This window comes from Lactobacillus sp. ESL0785 (assembly GCF_029395455.1).
Classification (GTDB): domain Bacteria; phylum Bacillota; class Bacilli; order Lactobacillales; family Lactobacillaceae; genus Lactobacillus.
In genome coordinates this window covers 1,490,928-1,515,754 of sequence record NZ_CP113916.1, presented here as the reverse complement: position 1 = coordinate 1,515,754, position 24,827 = coordinate 1,490,928, and the positions used below count along the sequence as shown (strand labels likewise).

Genomic DNA, 24,827 nt, shown 5'->3' with positions numbered 1-24,827 from the left:
ATTGTAAGTGAATTTGTAAGTGAATTGTTGCGGCTGGACTTTTTGACTATTCCGTAGACTTGTAAGGTTAGAGAGGGATGTAGCTAATGAAAAAATTAGTTAAATTTAAAAAATTAGCGGCTTTAACAGTTTTGCTTAGTGTAGTGCTTTTAACATTAAGTGCTTGTGCGCAGATGCCAAAAAAGAATGGGAAAATTTCAATTATTACTACAACTAATGTGTATGCTGATATTGCGCAGAATGTGGTTGGTAAATACGGTCATGCCGAAGCAATTATCACAAAAGGGGCAATGGACCCACATGATTTTGAACCGACAACTAACGATGCTAAGGAATTGGCAACGGCTGATATTGTTGTTGCTAATGGCTTGGGCTATGATAGTTGGATGAACAAATTGGCGTCTGCTGTGGATAAGAAGGCGGTTTTGGTTGGTGAAGATCTGATGGGACTGCATAAAGGTGCTAATCCTCACATTTGGTATAATCTAACAATGCCAACTAAATATGTTGCTTATTTGGTTACTAAATTGTCCCATCTGGATCCAAAACATGCTGCTGCTTATCGTACTAATGGTCAGCGTTACTTAGCTAAAATTGCTGCTATTCAGAAGATAGCAGCTAAAATTGATGGCAAAAGCAGTAAACCAGTTTATGTGAGTGAACCTGTTTTTGATTATGCACTGGAGGCTGCTCATTTGCGGGTGGCTGACCGTGATTTTGAACAGGCAATTCAAAATAATACGGATCCTAGTCCAGCGACTGTCCAGACGATGACAGATAATATTAAAAAGCGTAAAATTGCCTTTTTTGTTGATAATGCTCAAACATCAAGCACAACAGTTACTAATTTTATTAAACTGGCAAAAGAGCAGGCAATTCCTGTATTAGTAGTGCGGGAAACAATCCCTGATAATATGACCTACCTGGAATGGATGCGGACAAATTATCAAAAATTAGCACAGGTTGTTAAAAAAGGAGAAAATTAACATGAAGAAATTACTCACGGCGATAGTACTAGCTGCCAGTCTAGCAACTTCATCTGTTGTATGGTCAACGCAAGTTCAGGCCAGCACGATTAATGACACAGCTAAGCAAGATAGTTACAGTGGGGTTACTTACCTGTATAAAATGTTGCAGCAAGAGGGAATCGCATATAATTGCTTTTATACAAATAATAAATTTGGGTATCGTAATGGTAAGCCGGAAGGAATTGTCATTCATGAAACGGCAACCCCTAATGCGACAGCTCATGATGAAGCAATTTACTTTAATCGTGAATGGATGAATATCGACGCTTACGTTCATGCATTTGTTGATAAAAATGGTGTAATCCAGATGATGACACCAAATTATGGTACTTGGGGTGCTGGTCCAGTAGCCAATAGTAGATTTATCCAAGTGGAATTATGTGAGGAAAATAATCTAGCTGACTTTGCTAAAGGTGTTAATAATGATGCTGTTTATGTGGCACAATTATTGCATCGGTATGATTTGGTACCTACTAATGCTGTTCATGATGGTCAGGGGACAATTTGGTCACACCACGCTGTTTCCAAATTCTTAGGCGGCACTAATCATACAGATCCTGATGGCTATTTTGCTAAGTGGGGTTATTCAATGGATGACTTTTGTGATTTAGTCAAGTATTACTATGACCAGCAGCCAGCAAACACACCAGTAGCACCAGCCGCTACTACGCCTACGCAGCCGACTTTACCAGATCCAGTTGCAACTAAGGTTTTGATGCATGATGCGCTGATTTATGATGAAGATGGTAAGGTTACAGATGCTGCACTTGAGCAAGCAGGAGCAAAATTAACGCTTTATGGTGATAAGATGATTGCTGGGCGTAAATACCTGCGGATTGGCGTCAATCAATACGTTGTTGCTAGCAACGTCGAAGGTAGTTTACGTTACTTAACGCACAACGCTTACTTGTATGATAATAATGGTAAGCGCATTGGTACTAGTAAATTTTACCGCGGCAAATATCTTAGAACCTATGGCGGTCGCGTTAAGATTAATGGGTACAAATATTATCAAATTGATGTTAATCAATTTGTCAAAGTCGGCAACTTTTAAGCTAATAAGGTTAAATAAAGGGAGTGCAAATTTGGCTGATATTTTAGAAGTAACTGATCTTACGATGAGTTTTGATAAAAAGACAGTTTTTAAAAATTTAAATTTCAAATTAAAAAAAGGGTCAATGACTGCGCTCTTAGGACCTAATGGTGCAGGAAAAACAACATTGATTAATATTTTAATGAAGATACTAGTGCCAACTAGTGGCTTGTTTAAGTTTGCTCCAGGTGTTCGTTTAGGCTATGTTCCCCAGTTTCGGAATATTGATGCAGAATATCCACTATCAATTGAAGCGTTTATTGGTTTAAATACGCCAATTATTAAAACTGCCAAAATTAAACGGGCAATAACAACACAATTGCAAGAAACTAACTTGTACCAAATTAAAAATGTCCGAATGGGAGAAGCATCAGGTGGTCAAAAGCAGCGGGCATACTTAGCCCAAGCATTACTTGATAATCCCAATATTATTATTTTGGATGAAGCTACGGCGAGTTTAGATCCTGTTGCTAAAGATGAATTAATGGGTTTAATTCAGCATTTGAATGAAAAACATCAAATGACAGTTTTATTTGTTACTCATGATGTGCCACTGGCGCGTAAATATATGAAAAATTATTTGTATTTAAATCGTGGCAATATCGAACAAGGGGAGATGGAACAGTTTGAGGAGGCGTACGAATAATGTTTGCTTTACCATTTATGCGTAATGCTTTTTTGGCTAGTACATTTATTGCGATTACCTGTGGGACAGTTGGTGTTTATGTGGTAGCACGCAACTTTAGTTTTTTAGCTCATACATTATCAGAAATTGGCTTTGCTGGTGCGGCATTTGCAGTCTGGCTGGGAATTGGTCCTTTATGGGGAATGTTATTGTTTACGCTGCTGGGGTCAGTCAGTGTTGGTGAATTATCTCTTCATAGTGAGCAAAAAGAATCATCAATTAGTGCAATTTCAGCACTTTTTATTGGTCTAGGTGTGCTATTTTTGGCAATTTCTGGTGCTAACAGTAATTATGCGACTAACATTTTGTTTGGCAGTATTATTGGGGTTGATAATCAAGGGGTCGTTCAGCTGGTTGTTTTGTCAGTAATTGTTTTGTTGATGATTTTTGCAATTCAGCGGCCGCTGAATTTTGATTCATTTGATCATATTGGTGCATTAGCACATGGTGTCAGAACAGGTTTAGTCAGTGTGATTTTTTTAATTGCCTTGGCAATGTCTGTATCAATTGGCGCGCAAATCGTAGGCTCATTGTTGGTCTTCATTTTATTAACATTGCCGCCAGCAACAGCTAATTATATTGGTAAAACTGTGTGGTCGATGATTGGCTGGTCTGTTTTCTTTGCCTTAATCGGTGTTTGGTTGGGACTTTATTTGGGCTTTATGACCAACTTACCAGTAACTTTTTTTATTGCAGTAATTGAAGTTTTTATTTATCTAGTGACTTATTTCACTCATTTGCTTAGACATAATTTATAGATAATAAGCTGACTTATTTATGATGATAAATTAGCTTATATTTAGATTGTGAAAAATAATACATTACAATTGCTGATATTTAAACATTCTTTAATAAATTTCACTAACTATCGGAAGCACTTTCATGTATAATAAAGGTGAATAATAATTTTAATAATTTTATATAAAAGGAGATCTTTTAAATGACAGCTTATTATAATGGTTTTCCCCAAAGTGATCGTAACGAAGCAATCAATATGATTAATGTTGATGAACTTGAGGAACGTGCAAAAGAAATTATGCCAGAAGGAGCATATTATTACATTGCTTCAGGTTCAGAAAATGAGTGGACATGGCGTAACAATACTTATGCTTTCAACCATTTTCAAATTGTACCGCGGGCTTTAACCAATATGGATAATCCACAAACTGATACTGAGTTTATGGGAATGAAATTAAAGACCCCAATTATGATTTCACCAATTGCTTGTCATGGAATTGCGCATAAGGATGCTGAAGTTGCTACTCAAAAGGGTGCAGCAGCTGCTGGAGCATTGTTCTCATCAAGTACTTATGGCAATAAGAGTGTTGAAGAGATTGCAGCTGCAGCTCCAGATGCACCACGTTTCTTCCAACTTTACTTAAGTAAAGATTGGGAATTTAACAAGATGGTCTTTGATGCGATTAAGAAGGCTGGCTATAAGGGTATTTTCTTAACAGTTGATGCACTTGTTTCTGGTTATCGTGAAGCTAACTTGAGAACTAAGTTTGCCTACCCAGTTCCACTAGACTTTTTTACTCGTTATCAAGGTGGTAAGGGTGAAGGTCAAACTGTTGCACAAATGTATGCTTCATCTGCTCAGAAGATTGGTCCAGATGATGTTAAGCGAATTAAGGAAATGTCTGGCTTGCCAGTATTTGTTAAGGGAGTTGTCTGTGCTGAAGATGCTTACTTAGCAATGGGTGCCGGTGCAGATGGGATCTATGTAACTAATCATGGTGGTCGTGAAGTTGATAGTGGCCCAGCAACCATTGATATGTTGCCAGAAATTGCTAAGGCCGTTAACCACCGGGTTCCAATTATCTTTGATTCTGGCGTTCGTCGTGGTTCACACGTCTTCAAGGCTTTGGCTTTAGGAGCTGATATAGTTGGTATTGGCCGTCCTTACCTTTATGCATTAGCTCTTGGTGGTGCTAAGGGAGTTGAATCAGTTATTAAGCAATTGAATGATGAATTAGTAATTGATATGCAATTAACTGGCTGTAAGACAATTGAAGATGTTAAGCATGCACGTTTGACACATATTGATTATACCGCTGATAATTTGAAGTCAAATACTGATCCTTCAAGAATTAAGCCTTATCCTGTAACTAAGGATAATCAAATTAAGGAAGACGACTCAGATGCCGTTTCAGGTGCTTCACAAGCTTAAAAGTTTAATTTAAATAATTTTAAAAACTGATGTAGGTGTGAGACTTGCATCAGTTTTTTGTTGGAAAAAACTGAAATAACCCTAAATTTACTTGATGTAACATGATAATTGCGTTACTTTGATGATTTTAACTGGTAAGTTATTGTTTAGAAAGGATGGTAAGGTGTAAATGGAATTTGCTCGGATTTTATGTGAAAAAAGAAAAGAGTTGCATTTAACGCAGCAGCAGTTGGCCGATAAATTGCACGTGACGCGGCAAACGCTGTCGCGGTGGGAGAATTCTCTCAGTTATCCCAACTTAGATACGCTAGTAGAACTCAGTAATATTTTAGCAATTTCTTTGGACACTTTATTGAAAGGAGACGATAACGTAATGGTGAAAAAGATTAGTTCAGATGTCAAAGATAAACGCAAATATCGACGCTATCTGATAACAATTATTAGTATTTTGTGTGTTGTTTTATTGTGGTTATGTGTTTTAGGCTGGGGTCGGGCGAATCAAGTTGAGCTGGTTGACCGCTTTAATCCTTTTTTGGCAACTAAATATGGTTACGCGACTTTGCCAGATAAGGTGACGCTAAAAAAGGAACGCGGAATTGAACAACATGGTAAGACTAAGAAAAAAGTCTGGCTTAATGTTCCGCAACCAGTTGAAGCATGTGTTTATGATGGTCCATTTGGCAAGGGGTCATGGTTAAAATTTCAGACTGGTGAATATGATAAGCAGCATCGTTGGGTCTATATAATGCATAAGGGCTCGTATGTCTATGAGACGCATTTAATTAAGAAAAGTGAAATACCAGTGCAGATGCGAGAAAAAATATCTGATGATTATTGGCCGTATAAAGAAACTCGGGGACCAGAAGGATTAGAGCCTAGAACTGATAATAGGATACCGTGGTGGCCATTTAGTTAAGATTAATCTCACAGATAAATCATTATTTTTTAATATTTATGCAAAAAAGATTGGACAAATACAAAATTTCTGTTATAATTCTTACTTAAATAGCTTAAGAGTAGTAACTTGTTTTTTCTATTAGCGAGTCTGCAGTTGGTGGAAGGCAGATTAGAATAATTAGTGAAGGCGTGCTTAAGCCACAACTTAGGAATTTAATAAGCGGATACTTAGCTATCAATGAGAGTGGTACCGCGGGTAAAAACTCGTCTCTTCTTACATTATTGTAAGAAGGGGCGAGTTTTTTTATATCTGGGAGGTTAAAAATGAATTTAGAAAATAAACGACGATGTAACCAGGGTAGTTCATTTTTAATCAGATTAAGATCAAGAAGTGAGGAATAAGCTATGAAAAAGGCAATTAAATGGCTCAAGGCTGCCTTAGTGATGCTGGTAACACTGACAATGTTAGTTAATTGTGTTAGCGGCGTTCAGGCAGCTCAAGCACCAAAAGCAACGGATAATTATTTACAAAAGGTTAAACAAAAAGGCGAGTTAATTATGGGGACTAGTCCTGATTTTCCGCCTTATGAATTTGTCAAGAATGTTAATGGTAAGTCAAAAGTATACGGCATGGATATTGAGGTAGGTAAAAAAATTGCCCATGACATGGGTGTTAAGCTCGTTGTTAAGACCATGGACTTTGATTCATTGTTGGTGGCTCTAGAAACTGGTAAAATCGACATGGTTATTTCTGGGATGTCGGCTTCACCTAAACGGGCAAAGAGTGTTGCCTTTAGTCAGGTCTATTATGCCAGTGGTCAAGACTTGATTATCAGAAAGGCTGATGCAGGTAAATATCATGATTTCCATTCCTTTGATGGTAAAACAATTGCTGCACAAACAGGCAGTCTGCAAAGTGATTTAATTAAACAGCAAGCACCCAAGGTAACGCTAAAAACAATGGATAAAGACAGCGACTTGATTTTAGCATTGCAGACACATAAGTTTGATGCTGTTGCGGTTGACTCAGCTTCAGCCGATGCTTATGTTAAAAATACAACGGGGATTACCAATATTCGTTCGGGCTTTAAGGACAAATCAGTTGGCTCGTCCGTTGCCTTTCATAAGGGTGCCCAAAGCTTAGTTAATGCAGCCAATAAATCAATTGACGAGATTAAAGCAAAGAATCTAATTAAAAAAGATTATTTGCCAATGGCAGGTAAATATTTGGCATCTAATGGCAAGTCCAAAAAGTCAGCAAAAATTGATAATTCAATGTGGGCATATAAAGACTTCTTTGTTGCTGGTGTGGGTTATACCTTATTTATTTCCGCAATTTCTGTCTTTTTCGGGTTCTTACTTGGTGCTATTCTTGCGTTTATGCGTTTGAGCCGTAATAAAGTTGCTCATTCGATTGCTACAGCTTATATTGAATTTGTCCGTGGTACACCTCTGATGGTGCAGTTGCTCTTTATCTACTTTGGCTTAGGACTAGTGGTTAATATTCCGGCACTACTATCTGGGATTATTGCGGTTTCGCTTAACTCGGCTTCGTATGTTGCAGAAGTTATTCGTTCAGGGATTAACTCGATTGCACTGGGACAAACTGAGGCTTCCCGGTCTTTAGGAATGTCGCGGACAGAAACAATGCGTTATGTCATTATGCCGCAAGCCATGAAAAACATTTGGCCAGCTTTGGGGAATGAATTTGTTTCCTTAATTAAGGAGAGCTCAATCGTGTCGGTTATTGGAGTTAAGGATTTGATTTATCAATCAAGAATCGTGCAGGCTGATACTTATCGGGGCGTAATGCCGTTAGTAATTACGATGATTTTGTACTTTATCATTACGTTTAGTTTATCGAGTTTGATGAAGGTATTTGAAGGGAAGATGAAACATGAGTAACGAAGAACCACTGATTAAAGTTGAGCATTTAAAGAAGACTTTTGGTGATAACGAAGTTTTAAAAGATATTAACGCTGACGTTAAGGATGGTCAGGTTATCTGCTTAATTGGACCATCGGGTGCAGGTAAAAGTACTTTTTTGCGGTGCTTGAATTTATTAGATCAACCAACTTCTGGTAAGGTGATTTTTGAAGATAAAGAATTAACTGCCTTGAGTGAAGACGAGCTGAATACTTTGCGGGAAAAGATGGGTATGGTATTCCAACAATTTAACCTTTTTCCACATATGAGTGTTATAGAAAATCTGAAATTGGCACCGATGAAGGTTAAACATGTAACTGATGAAGCGGCAACAGCTAAAGCTAAAGAGTTACTTGCGCAAGTAGGATTGGCTGATAAGGCTGATGCGTTCCCTGCTAGTTTATCGGGAGGTCAGCAGCAACGGGTGGCCATTGCACGGGCATTGGCAATGGATCCAGAAATGATGCTTTTTGATGAGCCAACCTCGGCACTTGATCCGGAAATGGTTGGAGAAGTATTGAAGGTTATGCAGGATTTGGCCCAAAAAGGGATGACAATGGTTGTCGTTACTCACGAAATGGGCTTTGCGAAGAATGTGGCTGACCAAGTTTGGTTTATGGCAGATGGGTATATTCAAGAAAAAGCAACACCAAGTGAGTTCTTTGCTCAGCCAAAGACAGCACGGGCGCAAGACTTTTTGGCTAAGGTTTTAGAAGCATAGAGGCTATATAAATGGAAGACAAAAAAGCACTTAAGATATTGTCTGATTTAATTAGTATTGAATCGACTAACGATCACGAAACAGCGGTAGCCGATTATCTGGTTAATTTGTTTAAAGATTATCCGGTAAAAATCACGCGGGTTACTTATGCCGAAGATCGTGATAATTTGGTTATTGAGATGGGGAATGAAGGACCACTGTTAGGCTTTTCTGGTCATGAAGACGTAGTTTCCGCAGGCAGCCTAGATAATTGGCAAACACCACCGTTTACTGCGACCATTAAAAACGGCAACTTATATGGTCGCGGCGCTAGTGATATGAAGTCAGGCCTAGCTGCCATGGTTGTGGCAATGCTGGATTTACTAAACAGTGGTCAAAAATTACCGGGTCGAATTCGGCTGCTGGCATCAGTAGGTGAAGAAACTGGTGAATATGGTGCAGCTCAACTAACTAAAGAAGGCTATGTTGACGATCTTGATGGCTTAATTATTGGCGAAGCATCTAACTGTGATATTGTAGTGACGCACAAGGGCGTCATTGATTATTATGTGACTTCTAAAGGTGTGACAGTTCATTCATCAACACCAGAGAAGGGTAAAAATGCTATTATGCCATTAGTTGCTTTTGCCCAAAAGGCGCAAGCCAAGATGGACAGCCATAATCAAGTAGACCCAGTTTTGGGTCCCTTGACTCATGTGATTAGTCAAATTCAGGGTGGTAGCCAGATTAACTCAGTTCCAGATAGTGCTTGGCTTTCAGGCAATATTAGAACGACGCCACTTTATCCGAATGACCAGATTTACAAGGAACTTGAAGAGATCGTAGCTGAGTTGAACCAGCAGGGAGCAGAGCTGGCAATTCGTTATAGTTTCCCAGAGGTGCCATTACCTAACCAAAAGCACACTAAGCTTGCCAAGTTAACGCAGGCTGTTATTAAGGAAAAGCTGGATTATGGTGGTAATTTTGTTGCTGATACAGGCGCAACAGATGCTTCGGAATATATCCGCTCTGTTGGCGATTTTCCGATTATAATTATGGGACCGGCACCGGGAGATGTTGCCCATGAACCTAATGAATATACGCCGGTAAGTAATTATTTAGCGGGCTGTGAGCTTTACCAAGATTTGGCTTGGAAGTTCTGGCAAGAATATACAAAATAATAAAAAAGATACAATATCAATAAAGATATCGTATCTTTTTTTGATTAGCATAATATGGTGCTGAGATATGCTAAAATTAATTTGATTTTTGTATACGGGGGAATTCAATGATAGCTTTATTTAAAACGTTGTTACGACAAAAAAATTGGTTAACTTACAGGATACTGTTATTGCAATTACTAGCTACGTTGTTTTTTTCATTTATCATTGATTTGAGTTATTCAGCTAAAAGTCGCTTAAGTTTATATCCTGATAGTTTTGTTACTGCATTTATTTTATTTTTTGTGTTAGCGAATATTATTTATCTTGGGATCACTTGCTGGCAAAATGAAAAATTTAATCATAACCAGACGTGGCGATTAATCCCATTGCATGATAGTCAATTATATTTAACTAATACAATTTCTTCTGGAATTGCCTTTATCTATCTTGATCTTTTATTGGGAATTGAACTGGCATTAATATTAGTGATATTTTACCCATTTGATGGATATACTCGGCAACAGGTAGCTGCTTTTGGTTATTGGGTCACGCACTTAACGTGGTTAAAATGTGGGAAGTTATTATTGGCTGCACTACTATTATTACTTATTGGTCTAGCTGTCTATTTAACTGTCAGCTTTTTAAATTTTAGTAGTCATGCCGTAATTGACTTTTGGCCGGGTAAGTCGCATCAAATTATCACTTGGCTGGTACGGTTAATAATGATTATATTAGTTAGTGGATTATTGGTGATTAGTTATAACATTTGGTGGGATGTGTCCGCTAATATCGGTCATTTTTTAACTGGAAGTTCTTATCAGGATATGGAAATGACGATACCTAAAATTAGCATAAGCGGAGATTTTGGGCTTTTTTTGCTTTATGACGTAATTATACTAGTAATTGATCTTTGGCTTTTTACCCATTATGTTGAAGCTAAAGTTAATAGATAAATATAAAGTATTAATATATAGCATTAAAAAAATGCATACAATTATAATTTGACATTATACATGGATAGCTATACATTATAGCTAGTTATGTATATGCTTTATGCTAATAATGGTATGCTCATCTATAATTTAGTCAACAGATGTTGAATTTTACCTGCTAGTTTAATACTATTTAGAATTTTTGATTAATCCTCTTTATTAGCATCAGCAATATAGAGGATTTATTTTTTGCCTTAATTTGATAAGTCAACAGCAGAATATTCTCAAGATTTGCTAGCAAAAATTAATATTGTGTATCTATATGGTGGTATTAAAAGCTGAATTAGTAAACGTAATTTTAATGTATTGGAATTAGGTATATTAATTTTTAAGACTTGGAGAATGGTATGGGAAACTATTTGAATTTTTACCAAATACTTAGAATCATTTGCAAACATATAATTTTTATTATTACTAGTTTTGTAATTTGTCTGGCTGCTGCAATAGGTATAGATAAATTTGTCATAACACCGCAATATACAGCAACTACACAAATATTGGTCAATCAAAAGAAAGTTGGCTCTGACCTTAATGGGATTTACCAAGGTCAGCAAGCTGATGTCCAAATGATTAATACGTATAAAGATATCATTACTAATCAAGTGGTCTTAAAAGCTGCGAGCCAAAATTTGGCTAATCCAAGTGATATCGTCAAGCCCTATTACGTCAGTGTTAAGCAGCTTCAAAAAGATATTTCGATTACCAGTAATCAAAATTCACAGGTCTTTGCTTTAAATGTAAAAAGTCATAATCCGGATGAAGCAGCTACTATTGCTAATGAGATTGCCAGTGTGTTTAAAAGAAAAATTGGTAAAATCATGAGTATTGACAACGTGATGATTGTTTCTAAGGCCTTACCGGTACGGCAAAAAACATTTCCCAAAACCTCAGTAATGTTATTAATTGGTGCAGGTGTTGGATTGTTAATCGGTTTGAGCTATGCCTTTATTAAAGAAATAACCGATACAACTATTAAAGGAAATGAATTCTTGACTACCGAACTTGGATTGCCAAACCTAGGCCATATCTTTAGAATACGGCCAATCCAGAATTACAAACGGTATCGTTGAGTTTTAATTATCACGAAGGATAGTTATTATGTTTCATCGCAAAAAATCTACTAGGAGTAGAAAAAATAAAGTTAAGTTAATTACTGATATTGATCCGAGAAATATTGTTTCTGAACAATTTAGAACGATTTTAACAAACATAAATTTTTCAGCGGTTAATCATGAATTAAAGACAATTCTGATTACTTCTTCGCAAGCTAATGAAGGTAAGTCGACTATTTCTGCAAATTTAGCAGTTAGTTGGGCTAAACAAGGTCGCAAAGTTTTATTGATTGACGCGGATTTACGTCAAGCAACAATTCAAAGCATATTTGGCTTGCGTAATAGTCGAAAAGGCTTGTCAACAATTCTAGCAAGTGATAAAAGTTTTGACTTAGTGGTGCAGCAGAGCCTAGTGAATAATTTATCAATAATTGCAAGTGGTCCTATTCCGCCTAATCCAGCGGCGCTTTTAGGATCAAGACGAATGGAAGAGTTGCTTGCCTATTTTAGAAATTATTATGATTTGTTAGTTTTAGATGTTCCGCCAGTATTGCCAGTAACAGATACACGAGTCATTTCTCCAAAAGTAGATGGTGTTGTGTTGGTTGTTCGTCAAGGTCAAGCTCAAAAAGCTGCTGTTAAGCAGTCTGTGGAACTTTTGCAAACAGCAAAAGCTAATTTATTAGGCTATGTACTAAATGATGTAGTGCCTAACTATCATGCATATCGCAAATAATTTCTGAAGTATACATCAATAAATTATATCGGTAATCATTAAGCTAAAACGTAATCCGAAATTTTTAAAAAATTCCGAACTATTCAATAAAAAATCAAAGAGATTATAAATTTATTGTAGTAAGGAAGCGGGGAAAATGGAACTTAAAAATAAAATTTTGATAAATCAAAATATGATTAATGAGCGGAATCTGTATTGCTTTTTAAAAAGAGGTTTTGATATTGCCCTAAGCCTAATTGCGCTACTAATTTTAAGTCCACTCTTTTTTGTGATTGCAATTGCTATTAAATTAGACAAGAGTTCACCAGGACCAATTTTTTATTCTCAAATTCGAATTGGCAAAAATGGTCATAAATTTAGAATGTATAAATTTAGGTCAATGGTAGTTGATGCGGATAAACAGTTCAGTGGATTACTTCATAAAAATGAGATTACTGGGGCAATGTTTAAAATGAAGAATGATCCACGCGTAACTAAAGTGGGTAGAATAATTAGGAAGCATAGCTTAGATGAATTGCCGCAGCTATGGAATGTATTAAAGGGCGACATGACTCTAGTTGGGCCACGACCACCGTTAGAACGTGAAATAACTCAGTATACCAATTTTGATATGCAAAGACTGGTAGTTAAACCAGGATGTACAGGTTTGTGGCAGGTTACAGGAAGAAATGCGGTTAGTTTTTATGAAATGGTCAAAATAGATATTATCTATATCAATAAAGCTAGTCTTTGGCTAGACATGCAAATTTTACTAAAAACCATTTTTGTCGTTTGTTTTCCTAATACGACCTATTAGATAAAAAAGGAATTACTTATGAAAATTTGTTTGGTTGGCTCTAGTGGCGGTCATTTAACTCATTTATATATGCTTAAAAAATTTTGGCAAGATAAAGATCGCTTCTGGGTTACTTTTCCTAAAGATGATGCTGTAAATTTGTTGGCTAGAGAAAAAATGTATTCGTGTTATTTTCCAACCAATCGAAATTTCAAAAATTTAATCAGGAATACTTTTTTAGCAATTAAAATCCTTAAAAAAGAAAGACCAAATTTGATAATTTCTTCTGGTGCGGCGGTGGCTGTTCCGTTCTTTTATATTGGCAAGCTATTGGGAATGAAGACCGTTTATATTGAAGTATTTGACAGAATAAACAAGGCCACATTAACGGGAAAACTTGTTTATCCTGTTACTGACTTGTTTATTGTTCAGTGGGAAGAAATGAAGCAGGTTTATCCCAAGGCAAAAAATTTAGGAAGTATTTTTTGATGATTTTTGTAACTGTCGGTACGCATGAACAACCGTTTAACCGTTTAATCAAGAAAATCGACCAATTAAAGGCGCAAAATAAAATTACGGATGAAGTATTCATTCAAATTGGTTATAGTACTTATTTGCCTAAAAGTTGCCGGTATGAAAAATTCATTTCACCAGCTAAAATGCAGGCACTAATTAATCAAGCTTCTGTAATTATTACTCATGGCGGGCCATCTTCTTTTATTGAAGTCATTAGACAAGATAAAACGCCAATTGTGGTTCCGCGTCAGGAAAAATTCAACGAACACGTTAATGATCACCAATTAATCTTTTGTACTGAGTTACAAAAACGTGGTTTTCCTATTAACGTTATTACCAATATTGAAGATTTGGCTGAAGCAATTCGGTCGCAAAAGGATAATCAGCATCCCAAGTTTCATAGTAATAATCAAAGCTTTAATCAGAATTTAGCAACTTTAGTTCGCCAATTGTTTTGAGGAAATAGAAAATGATACCTAAAGTTATTAATTACTGCTGGTTTGGCAAGGCATCTTTACCGCCCCAAGTTCAGCGTTGCATAAATTCTTGGCAAAAATATTGCCCAGATTATACGATTATTCAGTGGAATGAAAGTAATTTTGATGTTAACAAGTACAGTTTTACAAAGGAAGCCTATGAAAGACAACAATGGGCTTTTGTCTCAGATGTGGCAAGATTAGACATAATTTATCATTATGGTGGTATCTATTTGGATACTGATGTTGAACTAATTAAAAGTTTGGATTCAGTTTTGGCTGCGGAAGCTTATTTTGGTTGTGAAGATCGGTTTACGGTTAATACTGGTGGGGGCTTTGGCGGCGTTAAGGGTAACAAGTTTATTTTGGCTAATCTTAATGAGTACCAGAGGCTGCATTTTATTAATCAAGATGGTACGTTCAACCAAGTACTTTGCACGGATATAACAACGCACTTGCTAGCAAAAAGCGGATTTAAATTTAATGGGAGTAAGCAAAAGATTGGTAATGTAATTATTTATCCAAGTTCATATTTTTGTCCCGTAAATTTTTGGCGGCAAAAATTAGTTATTAAACCCAATACAATTTCCATCCACCATTATGCTGCTTCGTGGAAAGATGAAAAAAATAAGAGTAAATCAAGTGGTAAGGTGTTAGGGATAAAGAAATATCTGAAGCACTACATTGATTTTCTATGGGGATATGGCACTTATAATAGCCTTAAGCGGTTAATCAAGTGATTTTGTGGCTGTGTAATTGATGATGGGGATTTACGTTTGAAATTAACTACTGTAACTAAATTAATTATCATAATGTCTGTTGTTGTTTCAGTGATGGCAATTTTAAGTGGGGCAGGGATAATCTCTAATTCACTTTCAAGTGCGATTCAAGCAATTGTAAGTATGCTATTAATGCTTGCAATTTTATTTTCAAATAATAAATTTAGTTATTCTTTTATTTTTCTATTTTTATTATCGCTATTTATTTGTCTTATAAACAGTGCGCCGTATATGATTTCGGGTACATTAATGATTACCTTTATTTATGTATTGCGCACGAATGTTGGCATTGATTACAACAAAATATTAAAGTGGCTGGCAGCTGTTGTGGGTATTACATTTGGCCTAATAGTATTAGCTAATTTATTAACTGGTCGGGGTGCAAATGATTTTGAAATGTGGCGCGGCAATGGTTATATTTTTAGAAAATCGTTGGGTTTTACCCATCCTAACGTGGCAATGCAATTATGGTTGGCAGTAGTACTGGACTTTTGTTCTATTGAACGACATAAATTTGAACGTGTGGACAATTTCGTAGTTGGGATTTTAACCTACATTATTTATACGCAAACGCAATCTAGGACTTCAACTTATCTTATTTTGCTTTATTGTGTCATTGCTTTTGGATTAGGGAATAAAATCTATCTTAGAGTTAATCGAACTGTTTCAAAGTTAGTTTGCTTGCTTCCAGTTGCTATCTTTACAATTTCTTTGTGTACCTTATTTTATCGATATTCGCCACTACTAAATAACATTCTCTCAGGCAGATTAGCGCTTTACAAACAGTTTTATTCGATGTATGGCATTCATCTGTTAAAAAATCCTGAACTAGAATCGGCAATGTTTGATAATGGATATTTGCAGGCATTACTTGCAAAGGGAATAATTTTCACAATGCAATTGTTATATATTTTAATAATGATGGGCTGGAAAATTAAAAAAATGAGGATTAAAGATATTTTGATCTTCACAATGTACGTCCTAATTGGCTTCACTGAAACCTCACTGCAGCACTTTGAACTTTTTATACCTGTCGCAATATTATTAGCATCTAGTGTGCAGCAGGGTAAAGATGCAAAATTGCAACCCGAAATAAATTAAAGGTTTAAACATGAAAGTTTTTAAGAACTATTTATATAATGTTGCTTATCAGATTTTTATTGTACTTGTACCATTAATTACTACACCGTATATCGCTCAAGTTGTTGGCCCTAAAGGAGTGGGAATTAATTCTTTTACTACTGCTACAATGCAATACTTTATTCTGTTGGGTAGTATTGGAATTAATTTATACGCCGAACGGCAAATTGCCTTTGTCCGTGATAACAACAAACTGGTTACTCAAACTTTTTATGAAATTTTATTTTTAAAAATCATTACAAGCGTTTTGTCGTTTTTACTGTTTCTGATTTTTTTGTCATGTGTTCAGCAATATCATATCTATTATTGGGCACAATCATTTTCGCTGATTGCATCTGCTCTTGACATTTCATGGCTTTTTATGGGCGTGGAAAACTTTTCTGTAACTGTTATTAGAAATTTTATTATTAAGATATTAACAGTAATTAGCATTTTTGTTTTTGTTAAATCTCCAGCAGATTTAGTCTACTATATCCTAATTTCATCTGTATCGTTGCTAATCGGTAATTTAACAATGTTTCCTAGTTTAAAAAAGTACGTTGGTCGGCCTGACTTCAAGTCATTAGCTATTTTGCGCCACCTTAAGCCAGCCTTAGTATTATTTATTCCGCAAGTAGCTTCACAGATATATTGGGTATTGAATAAAACTATGCTGGGGTCATTAAAAAGTGTCCAGGCAGCAGGTTACTTTGATCAGTCAGACAAAATTGTAAAGATGCTTTTAGGAATTGTTACGGCAACGGGAACCGTGATGTTACCGCATGTTGCTAATGCCTTTGCCAATAAAAATTATCACAAAACAAAAGAATACTTATATAAAAGTTTTTCATTTGTTTCCGTAATCTCAGTACCAATGACGTTTGGATTGTTAATAATTGCGCATAAGCTTATTCCGTTATTTTTAACGGCCCAGTTTTCTGATGTAATACCAATTATGATGGTTGAATCTTTTGTGATTTTGCCAATTGCCTGGAGTAATGTGCTTGGTAATCAGTATTTATTGCCAACTAATCAAAATAAAAATTATACTGTTTCGGTTATTTTGGGAGCAATTGTCAACGTGCTTTGCAATATTGTCTTAATAATTTCAAATGGTGCAGTGGGTGCTGCACTGGCAACAGTTATTTCGGAAACGGCAATAACCGGCTATCAACTTTGGGTAATTCGAAGACAAGTGAGTTTTCGTGAGTTATTCTATGAATTTGATAAATATTTACTTGCAGGACTAATTATGTATTTATGTGTCTTAGGGCTTGATCGCGTGGTTGCTACTAGTTGGTCAATGTTAATAGTAGAAGTTATAGTGGGACTTGTTGTTTATTTAACAGTATTATTTGTTTTAAAAGCTTCAATATTGGTAGTCCTTAAAAAGTTAGTTAATTAGATCGTTTAGAAAATAATTTAGCAGCGATTATGATTAACAAGTAGCCAATAATGAAGCCTAAACCATTGGCAATCACGTCATTGATGTCAACCCAGCGGGATGCTAGTGATAAATTGTCTAAAATAAATTGGGTTATTTCAATGAGGCAGCCAATTACAATACCAGTGATCGTTATTAACTTTAATCGCCACTGGTATTTTGTGATTACTGCAATAATTATCCCTAAAGGAACTGTCATTAGAATGTTTAACCAAAATCCTAATTGACCAATTTCTTGAAAGGGAACGTAGGCTACGGGAGCTTTACCGACCATAATATAGGAAATTTGATGACTACCAGCGGGCAGACTAACAGGTAAATTGGGTGAAAAGCATAGATACCCTACTGTTCCTATCAGGATAAGTAGTAGCAGCCAAGCTGCTGTGTAGAAGTACTTTTTCATAAATTTAATCCTTAGATATACATATTATTTATTGTAAAATTTTAACCGTAATATTTTGTTTCTAAACTAAAAACGACTTCCTGTGAGAAGTCGTTTTCTTGATGTGAGAAATTTTACTTTCTATATATAGTTATATTATTTGTTCTACCGAGTTGCAAGCTTTATTTAAAATTATTTAGGTAGAATGTTATTTAAGCTAACAAAACGGCATCGTCTTTTAATTCCGTACCAACGTGTTTTTGGAATAAAGCCATTAACCGTGGCACAGTCATTTTTTTCTTTTCTTCTCCAGCAAGGTTTAAGGCGATTCGTCCTTGATGGAGCATGATTAGACGATTACCGTAGTGAATCGCGTCTTCCATATTGTGAGTTACCATGAAAGCCGTTAGTTTTTGCTCGCTGATTAATTTTTCTGTTAATTGCATAACGATAATTGAAGTCTGCGGGTCAAGAGCCGCCGTATGTTCGTCAAGCAAAATTAGATCAGGACGTTTAAGAGTGGCCATGAGTAATGTAATAGCTTGGCGCTGACCGCCAGAGAGCAGGCCAATTTCAGTTTTTAGGCGATTTTCTAAATTTAGGTCAAGCTGGGCAAGTTGCTTTTTGAAGAATTGTCGATCTTGCTTTTTAACACCAGCGCGAAAAGTGCGATGCTGACCGCGTTTCATTGCGAGAGCGAGATTTTCTTCAACACTCAAACGAACAGCTGTCCCCATTTTGGGGTCTTGAAAAACACGGCTAATACTTTTGGCTCTTTTAGTTACAGATAATTTAGTGATATCTTTTCCATTTAGGATAATTTGTCCTTCCTGAATTGGTAAAGTGCCTGCAATGCTATTGAGTAAAGTTGATTTCCCAGCACCATTACTGCCGATAATAGTAACGAAGTCACCAGCAGCTAGTTTAAGATCAACGCCGCGTAAGACGCGATTTTCATTAACTGTGCCTTGTTCAAAAGTTTGGTGAAGATTTTTAATTTCTAGTACGGGTGACATTTTTGGTTCCTCCATGATGGTGATGTAATAAGTGAAAATTAGGTAGCGCAAGGCAGATAACTAATACCAAAGCTGAGGCCAGCTTAGCGTCAGAAGGCTGAACGTTCATTTGAAAGACTAGGGCTAAAATAATCCGGTAAACAATCGCCCCAAGAACTAAAGTGAGTAAGCGAGCACTAATTCCTAAATTATGTAATAGTACTTCTGCAATGATAATTGAGGCTAGGCCGACAACCAAAGTCCCGACACCAGAGTTCAGGTCAGCAAATCCGTTATTTTGGGCAAGTAAAGCACCAGAAAGAGCAATACAGCCATTAGAAATCATATAACCACAAATTTTCATACTTTGAGTTTTAATCCCATTAGCAGCACTCATCTCAGGATTATCACCAGTTGCTCGCATTGCTAAGCCGATTTCCGTTTTGAAGAAGGCAACCAAAATAATAATTACTAATAAGGCGATAATGAGCCCCATTACAATGACAGCGTTAGTGCGGGCTAAGCCCCAATTTTGGGCAATAGTAAAGATCGTATCTTTGCCTAATAATGAAACATTGGCGGCGTTTTGCATTACACGTGAGGTAATTGAATATAGTCCAGTCATGGTTACAATTCCGGCTAATAAGTCTGGAATTTTCAATTTAGTATTTAGAACGCCCGTAATTAATCCAGCAATCATTCCACCACCAAAAGCCGCAGCTGTAGCTAAAATTGGGTTAATTCCTTTAATTAAGCACATTGTTGTAATTGCTCCGCCAAGTGGAAAACTGCCCTCAGCAGTCATATCTGCGAGGTCTAAAATCCTAAATGTTAGGTATACACCAATGGCCATTAGGGACCAGAGTAGACCCTGTGAAGTTGCTGAAATAAGTAAATCCCCAAAAGTATTCATCATGTTTTACTATCCCCTTTATTTTTTAAATTATTTAGGTGCTTTAATCGCATTCGGATTAATGCCTAATGCTTTGGCCATTTTTTTATTAACTACTAATTTTAAGTTAGCGGCTTTTTCGACAGCCATATCTTCTGGTTTAGCCTGCCCAGCTAAAATTTTAGCGGCCATTTTACCAGTTTGTCTGCCAAGGGCCTCGTAATCAATGCCGATAGTAGCCAAGCCACCAGTTTTGACTTGGTCAACTGAGCCTGCCACTAGCGGAATCTTCTTGTCTTTAACGACCTTGCCAACAAGTGAAGCTGCCGAAGCAAAAGTATTGTCTGTTGGTACGTATATTCCTTGAACCCTATCTGCTAAAGTTTCGGTAACTTGTTGAACGTCATTGGTGGTATTAGCCGTCTTAACGACTGCTTTAATGCCAGCCTTTTTAAGTGCGGCAACTGCGAGGTCAGCTTGGATTTTAGAATTAGCTTCACCGGCATTGTACATAATGCCAATGGTCTTAGCTTTCGGAGTGATTGATAGCAGTAACTTGATTTGTTTATCAATTGAAACCATATCAGTTGTTCCCGTGACATTTCTACCGGGTTTAGCTTGCGAATTAACAAGTTTAGCAGCTTTAAGATCGGTAACGGCTGTTACCACAATGGGAATTTTAGTTGTCGCATTTGCTAAACTTTGTGCGGCTGGTGTGGCAATGCCTAACAACAAGTCAGATTTTTCATTAATTAATTTGTCACTCATACTCTTTAAATTGTCTTGACTGTTTTGGGCGTTTTGATAATCAATTTTAAGGTTTTTGCCTTCAACGTAGCCACCATCTTTGAGTCCTTCTTTAAAACCTTGATAGGCTTTGTCAAGCGAAGGGTGCTGGACAACTTGTAGGACACCAACGTGCTTGACGGCGGTTTTACTAGTTTTATTTTGACTGCAGCCGCCTAGTAATAGTAGACCAGCTAGACTAACGCCCATAATTAATTTTTTAAGATGATAATGCATGATAATTTCCTCCAATAAAAAAATACCCACTTATTTCTAAGCGGGTATCCCAAAATCATCATAAAAATTAATTGCTGCGATTAGCCACTTAGAAGTATGTGACTAATTGCAACCAAATTGCTTTAGCCATCATAGATAAATTCAAACTTGCGTTCCGTTTGAATCCATCTAGATGAATCCAAACACTATCTATAATAGCTAAAGTAAAAACGAGTATTTAACTGTAATCTGTAACATTCTAGTGTGTTCATCAGAATTACCTCCAACTCTCAATGTTAAAATTATAAAATACTTAAAAAATAAAGTCAATATAATTAAGAAATTAGTTTAAAAAATTAGTGTGAATGATTTGCTCGAACTCAGCTAGTCGTTGGTCAAAGGTAGTAAAGGCAGCTTCTAAATAATCCGGCTTAGTCATATCGACACCAGCGTGTTTCATAATTTCGGTAGGATAGTCACTGGATCCAGACTTAAGATAACCAAGATAAGCTTCACGTTGCTTATTTGTACCATGAACAACGTTGTTAGCTAGAGCTGTCGCAGCCGCAAAGCCAGTGGCATATTGATAAACGTAGAAATCATAGTAAAAATGCGGGATTCGAGCCCATTCTTTGGCGATGTCACCACCGGATGCAACACTATCACCGTAATAACGTTGGTTTAATTGACCATAGAATTCGTTAAGGTGGTCAGCAGTCAGAGGTTTACCTTGAGCATCCTGTTCGTGCAACCACTGCTCGAATTCTGCAAATTGGGTTTGTCTGAAAAGTGTTCCTTTGAAAGAATCAAGATAATAGTTGAGGACAAAGGCACGCGTCTTAGGATCAGTAATGTGGTCTAAAAAGTATTCTGTTAGAATATTTTCATTAGTTGTTGAGGCAATTTCGGCAACAAAAATTGGATAATCACCATAAACATAAGGCTGAGTTTCACGGGTGTACATACTATGGACAGAGTGACCAGTTTCGTGAACTAAGGTATAGAGCGAATCGATATTGTCTTCCCAATTAAGCAGTTCATAGGGATCAGTATCGTATGAACCACCAGAGTATGCGCCAGTAACTTTATTTTGCGATTCGACTACGTCAATCACGCGATTGTTAAAAATATAATCAACATGTTTTAAGTAATCACTGCCTAATGGTGCTAGTGCCTGTTTAGCTTCTTGTTTAGCTTCAGCAAAAGTATATGAGATTGCTGGTTTACCGGTTAGAGGCACGTACATGTCCCACATTTGTAATTTATCTAACCCTAAAATTTGTTTTCGGAGGTCAACGTAGCGATGAAGTAAGTCAAGATGAGTGTCAACTTCCTTAATTAAAGTATCGTAAACAACAGTAGGAACGCCATTTTCATGTAAGGCACTGCTGCGAGCAGAATCATAATGATGCACCTTAGCAGTATAGTTGTGTTCTTTGACAACCCCAGAAAGTGTTGAAGCTAGTGAATTTTCAAATTGGCCGTAGGTGGCATACATGACATCAAAAGCATTTTGTCGCACCGAGCGATTTTGCGATTGAATTAACAATGAATATAGACCATCAGAAAGTTGAACCATTTCACCAGCGTCATTTTGGACATAACCGTATTCCATATCGGAATTAGTCAATACGTTAAAGGTGTTTTCTGAAATTCCCATTGCATCACCAGCATCGGCAACTAGCTTTTCTTCTTGGGCTGACAAGGTATGCGTCCGCATTTGGTTAATTTGGTCAAGCCAGTGGCTGTATGCTGTTAATCGCGGCTCTTCTTGCTTAAACTCGGTTAATTTTTCTTCAGAAATACTTAAAATTGCGGGATTAATAAAGGCTGTTGCAGCCGCAAATTGACTAGCTAAAGCTTGAGCCTGAGCAACATAACCTAAATAATGAGCATCTTTTGTATCAACATCACTAGACATGGTTGCATAGACGTAGAGTTTTTCTAGCTTACGGCCAACTGCTAAAATCTGCGTTAAACCAGCATATAACTTTTGACCGGATGTAACAAAGTCTGCTACTAAATTGCTTAAAGTTTGTATTTCATTTTTAACTGTTGTATATTCATGTTCCCAGTCAAGATCAGATTTGAAAACGCGGGTTAAGTCCCATTTTAAATGATCAGGGACATCAGTTCTTTTTGGAATTGCCATTGTAAAATCTCCTTTTATGTATCTAATTAATGTTAATAATGATTATGCGGAAAAGCAAAAAATAAGATATTATTAATTATATTTGATAATATTTTAATTCAAGTTTAAAAGTGTTAAAAATACATTTGGACAGTTATTGAAGGGAATAATTAATAGGAATGAATCCAGATTCTAAACGTAGAGAAACTTACCGTAGAAAACGGTCTTCTGCAAATCTTCATCGTAATCATGCCTTTGCCGCGCCGGCTGCGGCGCTAAAAGGAAATGTTTTTGCCCGCATTTGTGGGATTGTGGCTGTTTTGTGTGTAAGCTTTGGACTTGCTTGGGCAGCACACATGTATTTTGCCTTGCACAGTGCTCTTGATGGTGAAGGGGGCAATTTTGCTACTTCAGCACGGATTGCTAATAAGGAGCCAATTTCGGTTTTGATTTTAGGTGTTGACCAAGGAATTGAAGGACGCCATGATCAGGGTAATTCTGATACTTTGATTTTAGCAACAGCTAATCCTGGTAAAAACAGGGCAACAATGACGTCAATTCCGCGGGATACTTTGGCTAATATTTTAGGTGATCCTAATAATAAATATAATATGTTTCGGGTAAATTCAGCTTATGGTGTTGGTGGCAGCAAAGCATCAATTAAAACAGTGACTGCATTAGTAAATGTACCAATTCATTATTATATTGAGGTAAATATGAAGGCACTTAAGAGTCTTGTTGACGCAGTTGGTGGTGTTGATGTTAAGGTGCCTTTCAGTTTTTCATATGATTGGTGTAATTTTCATAAAGGTAAGCAACACCTAAATGGTCGCCATGCAGTGGCATATGTGCGGATGCGTCATGATGATCCACGGGGAGATTATGGTCGGCAAATGCGGCAGCGACAAATAATTACGTCAGTTGCCCATAAGGCAATGTCAGTTAATACAATTGCTAACTACCATAAATTGGTTAAAATTTTTGATAAATATGTTAAAACCAATCTAACTTTTAATGATATGTTGGCTTTGGCTTTGAATTATCGCGGCTGCATGGATGATCTTGACAGTGGCTATATTCAGGGCCATGATGCCTGGATCAACGGCGCATCAATTCAAGTAGCATCAACTGCTCAGCTGCAAAAAGCTTCAGATTTAATGCGGACAAACTTAGGCTTAGATAAAGAAGTTCTAGATAATGATGAAACTAGACTAAATAAGCTTAATGATGAGCGGAATAATATTAAGTGGAAAGACCCGAATGCATTTACTAATTATCAAATCTATTCGTCAGTAGTTGCGGATGATCCTGGCAGTTCAGATACTACTACTAATTCGACTAATAATAGCAATTAAAAAGAAGGAGGCCAAACGATGCATAAAAAATCACTTTTTCCCATTATTTATGGCATGCTTTCTGCATTAATAGCGTTTATCGCGGTCTTTTTTATCTGCTTGCGCAGTTTTCGCTGGTCGCTGCCAAGTGCAATTTTAGCTGGGGGATTATTTGCTATCTGTTTCTTTGTTCTGTCATGGTTTCGCGGTCATGCTTCAGTAGAAATTAAGCGAATTACCCAGGAATATCATCTATCTGATCAAGATTTGGCTCGTATTACAGGGATGAAAGCAAGTGACTTTCCGGTTTATCAAGATAAATTACAATTGATTTTACCTAAGCGTTATTGGCCTAAAATCTTGGAAGCCTTGCAAAAATACGAGCGTGAGCGTAAACAAGTAGAATTGTAATAATAAATAAAGGTATCTGATTTTTCAGATACCTTTTTTGTTTGTAAAAAAGATAGTTAAATTTATAATTGAATAAATTGTGGGAAAGGTTATCATTGATAATAAAAGGTATTTTTATTATAGGAGGAA

At 36.6% G+C, this 24,827-nt stretch carries 25 protein-coding genes; 20 read left to right on the top strand and 5 right to left on the bottom strand.

Annotation, left to right across the window (positions count from 1 at the left end):
* Positions 1–86 precede the first annotated feature (86 nt).
* The 18 genes from OZY43_RS07245 to OZY43_RS07160 all read left to right on the top strand — a co-directional run bounded on the left by OZY43_RS07245 (position 87) and on the right by OZY43_RS07160 (position 17,512).
* Positions 87–986: a zinc ABC transporter substrate-binding protein gene (locus OZY43_RS07245; protein ID WP_277164491.1), complete on the top strand. Its 900-nt coding sequence runs from the start codon at positions 87–89 to the stop codon at positions 984–986.
* Positions 982–2,082, top strand: a complete 1,101-nt coding sequence (locus OZY43_RS07240; RefSeq protein ID WP_277166390.1) for an SLAP domain-containing protein — start codon at positions 982–984, stop codon at positions 2,080–2,082. The genes OZY43_RS07245 and OZY43_RS07240 overlap by 5 nt, the downstream gene beginning before the upstream one ends.
* A 64-nt stretch (positions 2,083–2,146) precedes the next feature.
* Complete coding sequence (locus tag OZY43_RS07235; protein WP_277166389.1) at positions 2,147–2,767, top strand: ATP-binding cassette domain-containing protein; 621 nt, start codon at positions 2,147–2,149, stop codon at positions 2,765–2,767.
* Positions 2,767–3,564, top strand: coding sequence for a metal ABC transporter permease (locus OZY43_RS07230; protein WP_277164489.1), 798 nt, complete (start codon positions 2,767–2,769; stop codon positions 3,562–3,564). Before OZY43_RS07235 ends, OZY43_RS07230 begins: the two co-directional genes overlap by 1 nt.
* 182 nt (positions 3,565–3,746) lie before the next feature.
* Complete coding sequence (locus tag OZY43_RS07225; RefSeq protein ID WP_277164487.1) at positions 3,747–4,976, top strand: lactate oxidase; 1,230 nt, start codon at positions 3,747–3,749, stop codon at positions 4,974–4,976.
* Between the two features lie 169 nt (positions 4,977–5,145).
* Positions 5,146–5,892 carry a helix-turn-helix domain-containing protein gene (locus tag OZY43_RS07220; RefSeq protein ID WP_277164485.1) on the top strand — a complete coding sequence of 249 codons (747 nt, stop codon included), beginning with the start codon at positions 5,146–5,148 and terminating at the stop codon, positions 5,890–5,892.
* Positions 5,893–6,278: 386 nt separating this feature from the next.
* Positions 6,279–7,778 (top strand): ABC transporter substrate-binding protein/permease, encoded by a 1,500-nt coding sequence (locus OZY43_RS07215; protein WP_277164483.1) that lies wholly within the window; start codon positions 6,279–6,281, stop codon positions 7,776–7,778.
* Positions 7,771–8,520, top strand: coding sequence for an amino acid ABC transporter ATP-binding protein (locus tag OZY43_RS07210; protein WP_277164481.1), 750 nt, complete (start codon positions 7,771–7,773; stop codon positions 8,518–8,520). Before OZY43_RS07215 ends, OZY43_RS07210 begins: the two co-directional genes overlap by 8 nt.
* A gap of 11 nt (positions 8,521–8,531) precedes the next feature.
* Positions 8,532–9,680: an ArgE/DapE family deacylase gene (locus OZY43_RS07205; protein WP_277164479.1), complete on the top strand. Its 1,149-nt coding sequence runs from the start codon at positions 8,532–8,534 to the stop codon at positions 9,678–9,680.
* A gap of 170 nt (positions 9,681–9,850) precedes the next feature.
* Positions 9,851–10,615: a hypothetical protein gene (locus OZY43_RS07200; RefSeq protein ID WP_277164477.1), complete on the top strand. Its 765-nt coding sequence runs from the start codon at positions 9,851–9,853 to the stop codon at positions 10,613–10,615.
* A gap of 386 nt (positions 10,616–11,001) precedes the next feature.
* Positions 11,002–11,724, top strand: a complete 723-nt coding sequence (locus tag OZY43_RS07195; RefSeq protein WP_277164475.1) for a Wzz/FepE/Etk N-terminal domain-containing protein — start codon at positions 11,002–11,004, stop codon at positions 11,722–11,724.
* Positions 11,725–11,752: 28 nt separating this feature from the next.
* Positions 11,753–12,442 (top strand): CpsD/CapB family tyrosine-protein kinase, encoded by a 690-nt coding sequence (locus OZY43_RS07190; protein ID WP_277164473.1) that lies wholly within the window; start codon positions 11,753–11,755, stop codon positions 12,440–12,442.
* Between the two features lie 136 nt (positions 12,443–12,578).
* Positions 12,579–13,238 carry a sugar transferase gene (locus OZY43_RS07185; RefSeq protein ID WP_277164471.1) on the top strand — a complete coding sequence of 220 codons (660 nt, stop codon included), beginning with the start codon at positions 12,579–12,581 and terminating at the stop codon, positions 13,236–13,238.
* 18 nt (positions 13,239–13,256) lie between these two features.
* Complete coding sequence (gene pssD / locus OZY43_RS07180; protein ID WP_277164469.1) at positions 13,257–13,706, top strand: PssD/Cps14F family polysaccharide biosynthesis glycosyltransferase; 450 nt, start codon at positions 13,257–13,259, stop codon at positions 13,704–13,706.
* Positions 13,706–14,191, top strand: a complete 486-nt coding sequence (locus tag OZY43_RS07175) for a glycosyltransferase (protein ID WP_277164467.1) — start codon at positions 13,706–13,708, stop codon at positions 14,189–14,191. Before pssD ends, OZY43_RS07175 begins: the two co-directional genes overlap by 1 nt.
* Before the next feature lie 11 nt (positions 14,192–14,202).
* Positions 14,203–14,949, top strand: coding sequence for a glycosyltransferase (locus tag OZY43_RS07170; protein ID WP_277164465.1), 747 nt, complete (start codon positions 14,203–14,205; stop codon positions 14,947–14,949).
* A 36-nt stretch (positions 14,950–14,985) separates the two neighbouring features.
* Entirely contained in the window at positions 14,986–16,089 is a 1,104-nt protein-coding gene (locus tag OZY43_RS07165) for a polysaccharide polymerase (protein ID WP_277164463.1), read from the top strand.
* 10 nt (positions 16,090–16,099) lie between these two features.
* Positions 16,100–17,512, top strand: coding sequence for a flippase (locus OZY43_RS07160; RefSeq protein WP_277164461.1), 1,413 nt, complete (start codon positions 16,100–16,102; stop codon positions 17,510–17,512).
* Here OZY43_RS07160 and OZY43_RS07155 read toward each other — a convergent pair.
* From OZY43_RS07155 to pepF, 5 genes are all read right to left on the bottom strand, one after another.
* On the bottom strand, positions 17,505–17,954 hold the full coding sequence (locus OZY43_RS07155) for a VanZ family protein (RefSeq protein ID WP_277164459.1): 450 nt from the start codon (positions 17,952–17,954) through the stop codon (positions 17,505–17,507). The two genes, OZY43_RS07160 and OZY43_RS07155, sit on opposite strands and share 8 nt — an antisense overlap.
* A 191-nt stretch (positions 17,955–18,145) precedes the next feature.
* A complete protein-coding gene (locus tag OZY43_RS07150; RefSeq protein WP_277164458.1) occupies positions 18,146–18,949 on the bottom strand; it encodes an ABC transporter ATP-binding protein in 804 nt (267 codons plus the stop codon).
* The gene (locus OZY43_RS07145; protein WP_277164456.1) at positions 18,927–19,844 is read right to left on the bottom strand and encodes an ABC transporter permease; all 918 of its coding nucleotides are present in this window, start codon (positions 19,842–19,844) and stop codon (positions 18,927–18,929) included. Before OZY43_RS07145 ends, OZY43_RS07150 begins: the two co-directional genes overlap by 23 nt.
* A gap of 27 nt (positions 19,845–19,871) precedes the next feature.
* The gene (locus OZY43_RS07140; RefSeq protein ID WP_277164454.1) at positions 19,872–20,843 is read right to left on the bottom strand and encodes an ABC transporter substrate-binding protein; all 972 of its coding nucleotides are present in this window, start codon (positions 20,841–20,843) and stop codon (positions 19,872–19,874) included.
* Positions 20,844–21,165: 322 nt separating this feature from the next.
* Entirely contained in the window at positions 21,166–22,974 is a 1,809-nt protein-coding gene (gene pepF / locus OZY43_RS07135) for an oligoendopeptidase F (protein WP_277164452.1), read from the bottom strand.
* 158 nt (positions 22,975–23,132) lie between these two features.
* On the opposite strand from pepF, the gene OZY43_RS07130 reads away from it, so the two are divergent.
* Both OZY43_RS07130 and OZY43_RS07125 read left to right on the top strand, forming a co-directional pair.
* Positions 23,133–24,308, top strand: coding sequence for an LCP family protein (locus tag OZY43_RS07130; RefSeq protein ID WP_277164450.1), 1,176 nt, complete (start codon positions 23,133–23,135; stop codon positions 24,306–24,308).
* 18 nt (positions 24,309–24,326) lie between these two features.
* Positions 24,327–24,698 (top strand): hypothetical protein, encoded by a 372-nt coding sequence (locus OZY43_RS07125; RefSeq protein ID WP_277164448.1) that lies wholly within the window; start codon positions 24,327–24,329, stop codon positions 24,696–24,698.
* The last annotated feature ends 129 nt before the right edge of the window (positions 24,699–24,827 follow it).

Bases quoted from the DNA above. Each gene is read 5' to 3' on its own strand.
- OZY43_RS07245 (WP_277164491.1), top strand. From the start codon at position 87: ATGAAAAAATTAGTTAAATTTAAAAAATTAGCGGCTTTAACAGTTTTG.
- OZY43_RS07235 (WP_277166389.1), top strand. From the start codon at position 2,147: ATGAGTTTTGATAAAAAGACAGTTTTTAAAAATTTAAATTTCAAATTA.
- OZY43_RS07230 (WP_277164489.1), top strand. From the start codon at position 2,767: ATGTTTGCTTTACCATTTATGCGTAATGCTTTTTTGGCTAGTACATTT.
- OZY43_RS07225 (WP_277164487.1), top strand. From the start codon at position 3,747: ATGACAGCTTATTATAATGGTTTTCCCCAAAGTGATCGTAACGAAGCA.
- OZY43_RS07220 (WP_277164485.1), top strand. From the start codon at position 5,146: ATGGAATTTGCTCGGATTTTATGTGAAAAAAGAAAAGAGTTGCATTTA.
- OZY43_RS07215 (WP_277164483.1), top strand. From the start codon at position 6,279: ATGAAAAAGGCAATTAAATGGCTCAAGGCTGCCTTAGTGATGCTGGTA.
- OZY43_RS07210 (WP_277164481.1), top strand. From the start codon at position 7,771: ATGAGTAACGAAGAACCACTGATTAAAGTTGAGCATTTAAAGAAGACT.
- OZY43_RS07205 (WP_277164479.1), top strand. From the start codon at position 8,532: ATGGAAGACAAAAAAGCACTTAAGATATTGTCTGATTTAATTAGTATT.
- OZY43_RS07195 (WP_277164475.1), top strand. From the start codon at position 11,002: ATGGGAAACTATTTGAATTTTTACCAAATACTTAGAATCATTTGCAAA.
- OZY43_RS07190 (WP_277164473.1), top strand. From the start codon at position 11,753: ATGTTTCATCGCAAAAAATCTACTAGGAGTAGAAAAAATAAAGTTAAG.
- OZY43_RS07185 (WP_277164471.1), top strand. From the start codon at position 12,579: ATGGAACTTAAAAATAAAATTTTGATAAATCAAAATATGATTAATGAG.
- pssD (WP_277164469.1), top strand. From the start codon at position 13,257: ATGAAAATTTGTTTGGTTGGCTCTAGTGGCGGTCATTTAACTCATTTA.
- OZY43_RS07175 (WP_277164467.1), top strand. From the start codon at position 13,706: ATGATTTTTGTAACTGTCGGTACGCATGAACAACCGTTTAACCGTTTA.
- OZY43_RS07170 (WP_277164465.1), top strand. From the start codon at position 14,203: ATGATACCTAAAGTTATTAATTACTGCTGGTTTGGCAAGGCATCTTTA.
- OZY43_RS07160 (WP_277164461.1), top strand. From the start codon at position 16,100: ATGAAAGTTTTTAAGAACTATTTATATAATGTTGCTTATCAGATTTTT.
- OZY43_RS07155 (WP_277164459.1), bottom strand. From the start codon at position 17,954: ATGAAAAAGTACTTCTACACAGCAGCTTGGCTGCTACTACTTATCCTG.
- OZY43_RS07150 (WP_277164458.1), bottom strand. From the start codon at position 18,949: ATGTCACCCGTACTAGAAATTAAAAATCTTCACCAAACTTTTGAACAA.
- OZY43_RS07145 (WP_277164456.1), bottom strand. From the start codon at position 19,844: ATGATGAATACTTTTGGGGATTTACTTATTTCAGCAACTTCACAGGGT.
- OZY43_RS07140 (WP_277164454.1), bottom strand. From the start codon at position 20,843: ATGCATTATCATCTTAAAAAATTAATTATGGGCGTTAGTCTAGCTGGT.
- pepF (WP_277164452.1), bottom strand. From the start codon at position 22,974: ATGGCAATTCCAAAAAGAACTGATGTCCCTGATCATTTAAAATGGGAC.
- OZY43_RS07130 (WP_277164450.1), top strand. From the start codon at position 23,133: ATGAATCCAGATTCTAAACGTAGAGAAACTTACCGTAGAAAACGGTCT.
- OZY43_RS07125 (WP_277164448.1), top strand. From the start codon at position 24,327: ATGCATAAAAAATCACTTTTTCCCATTATTTATGGCATGCTTTCTGCA.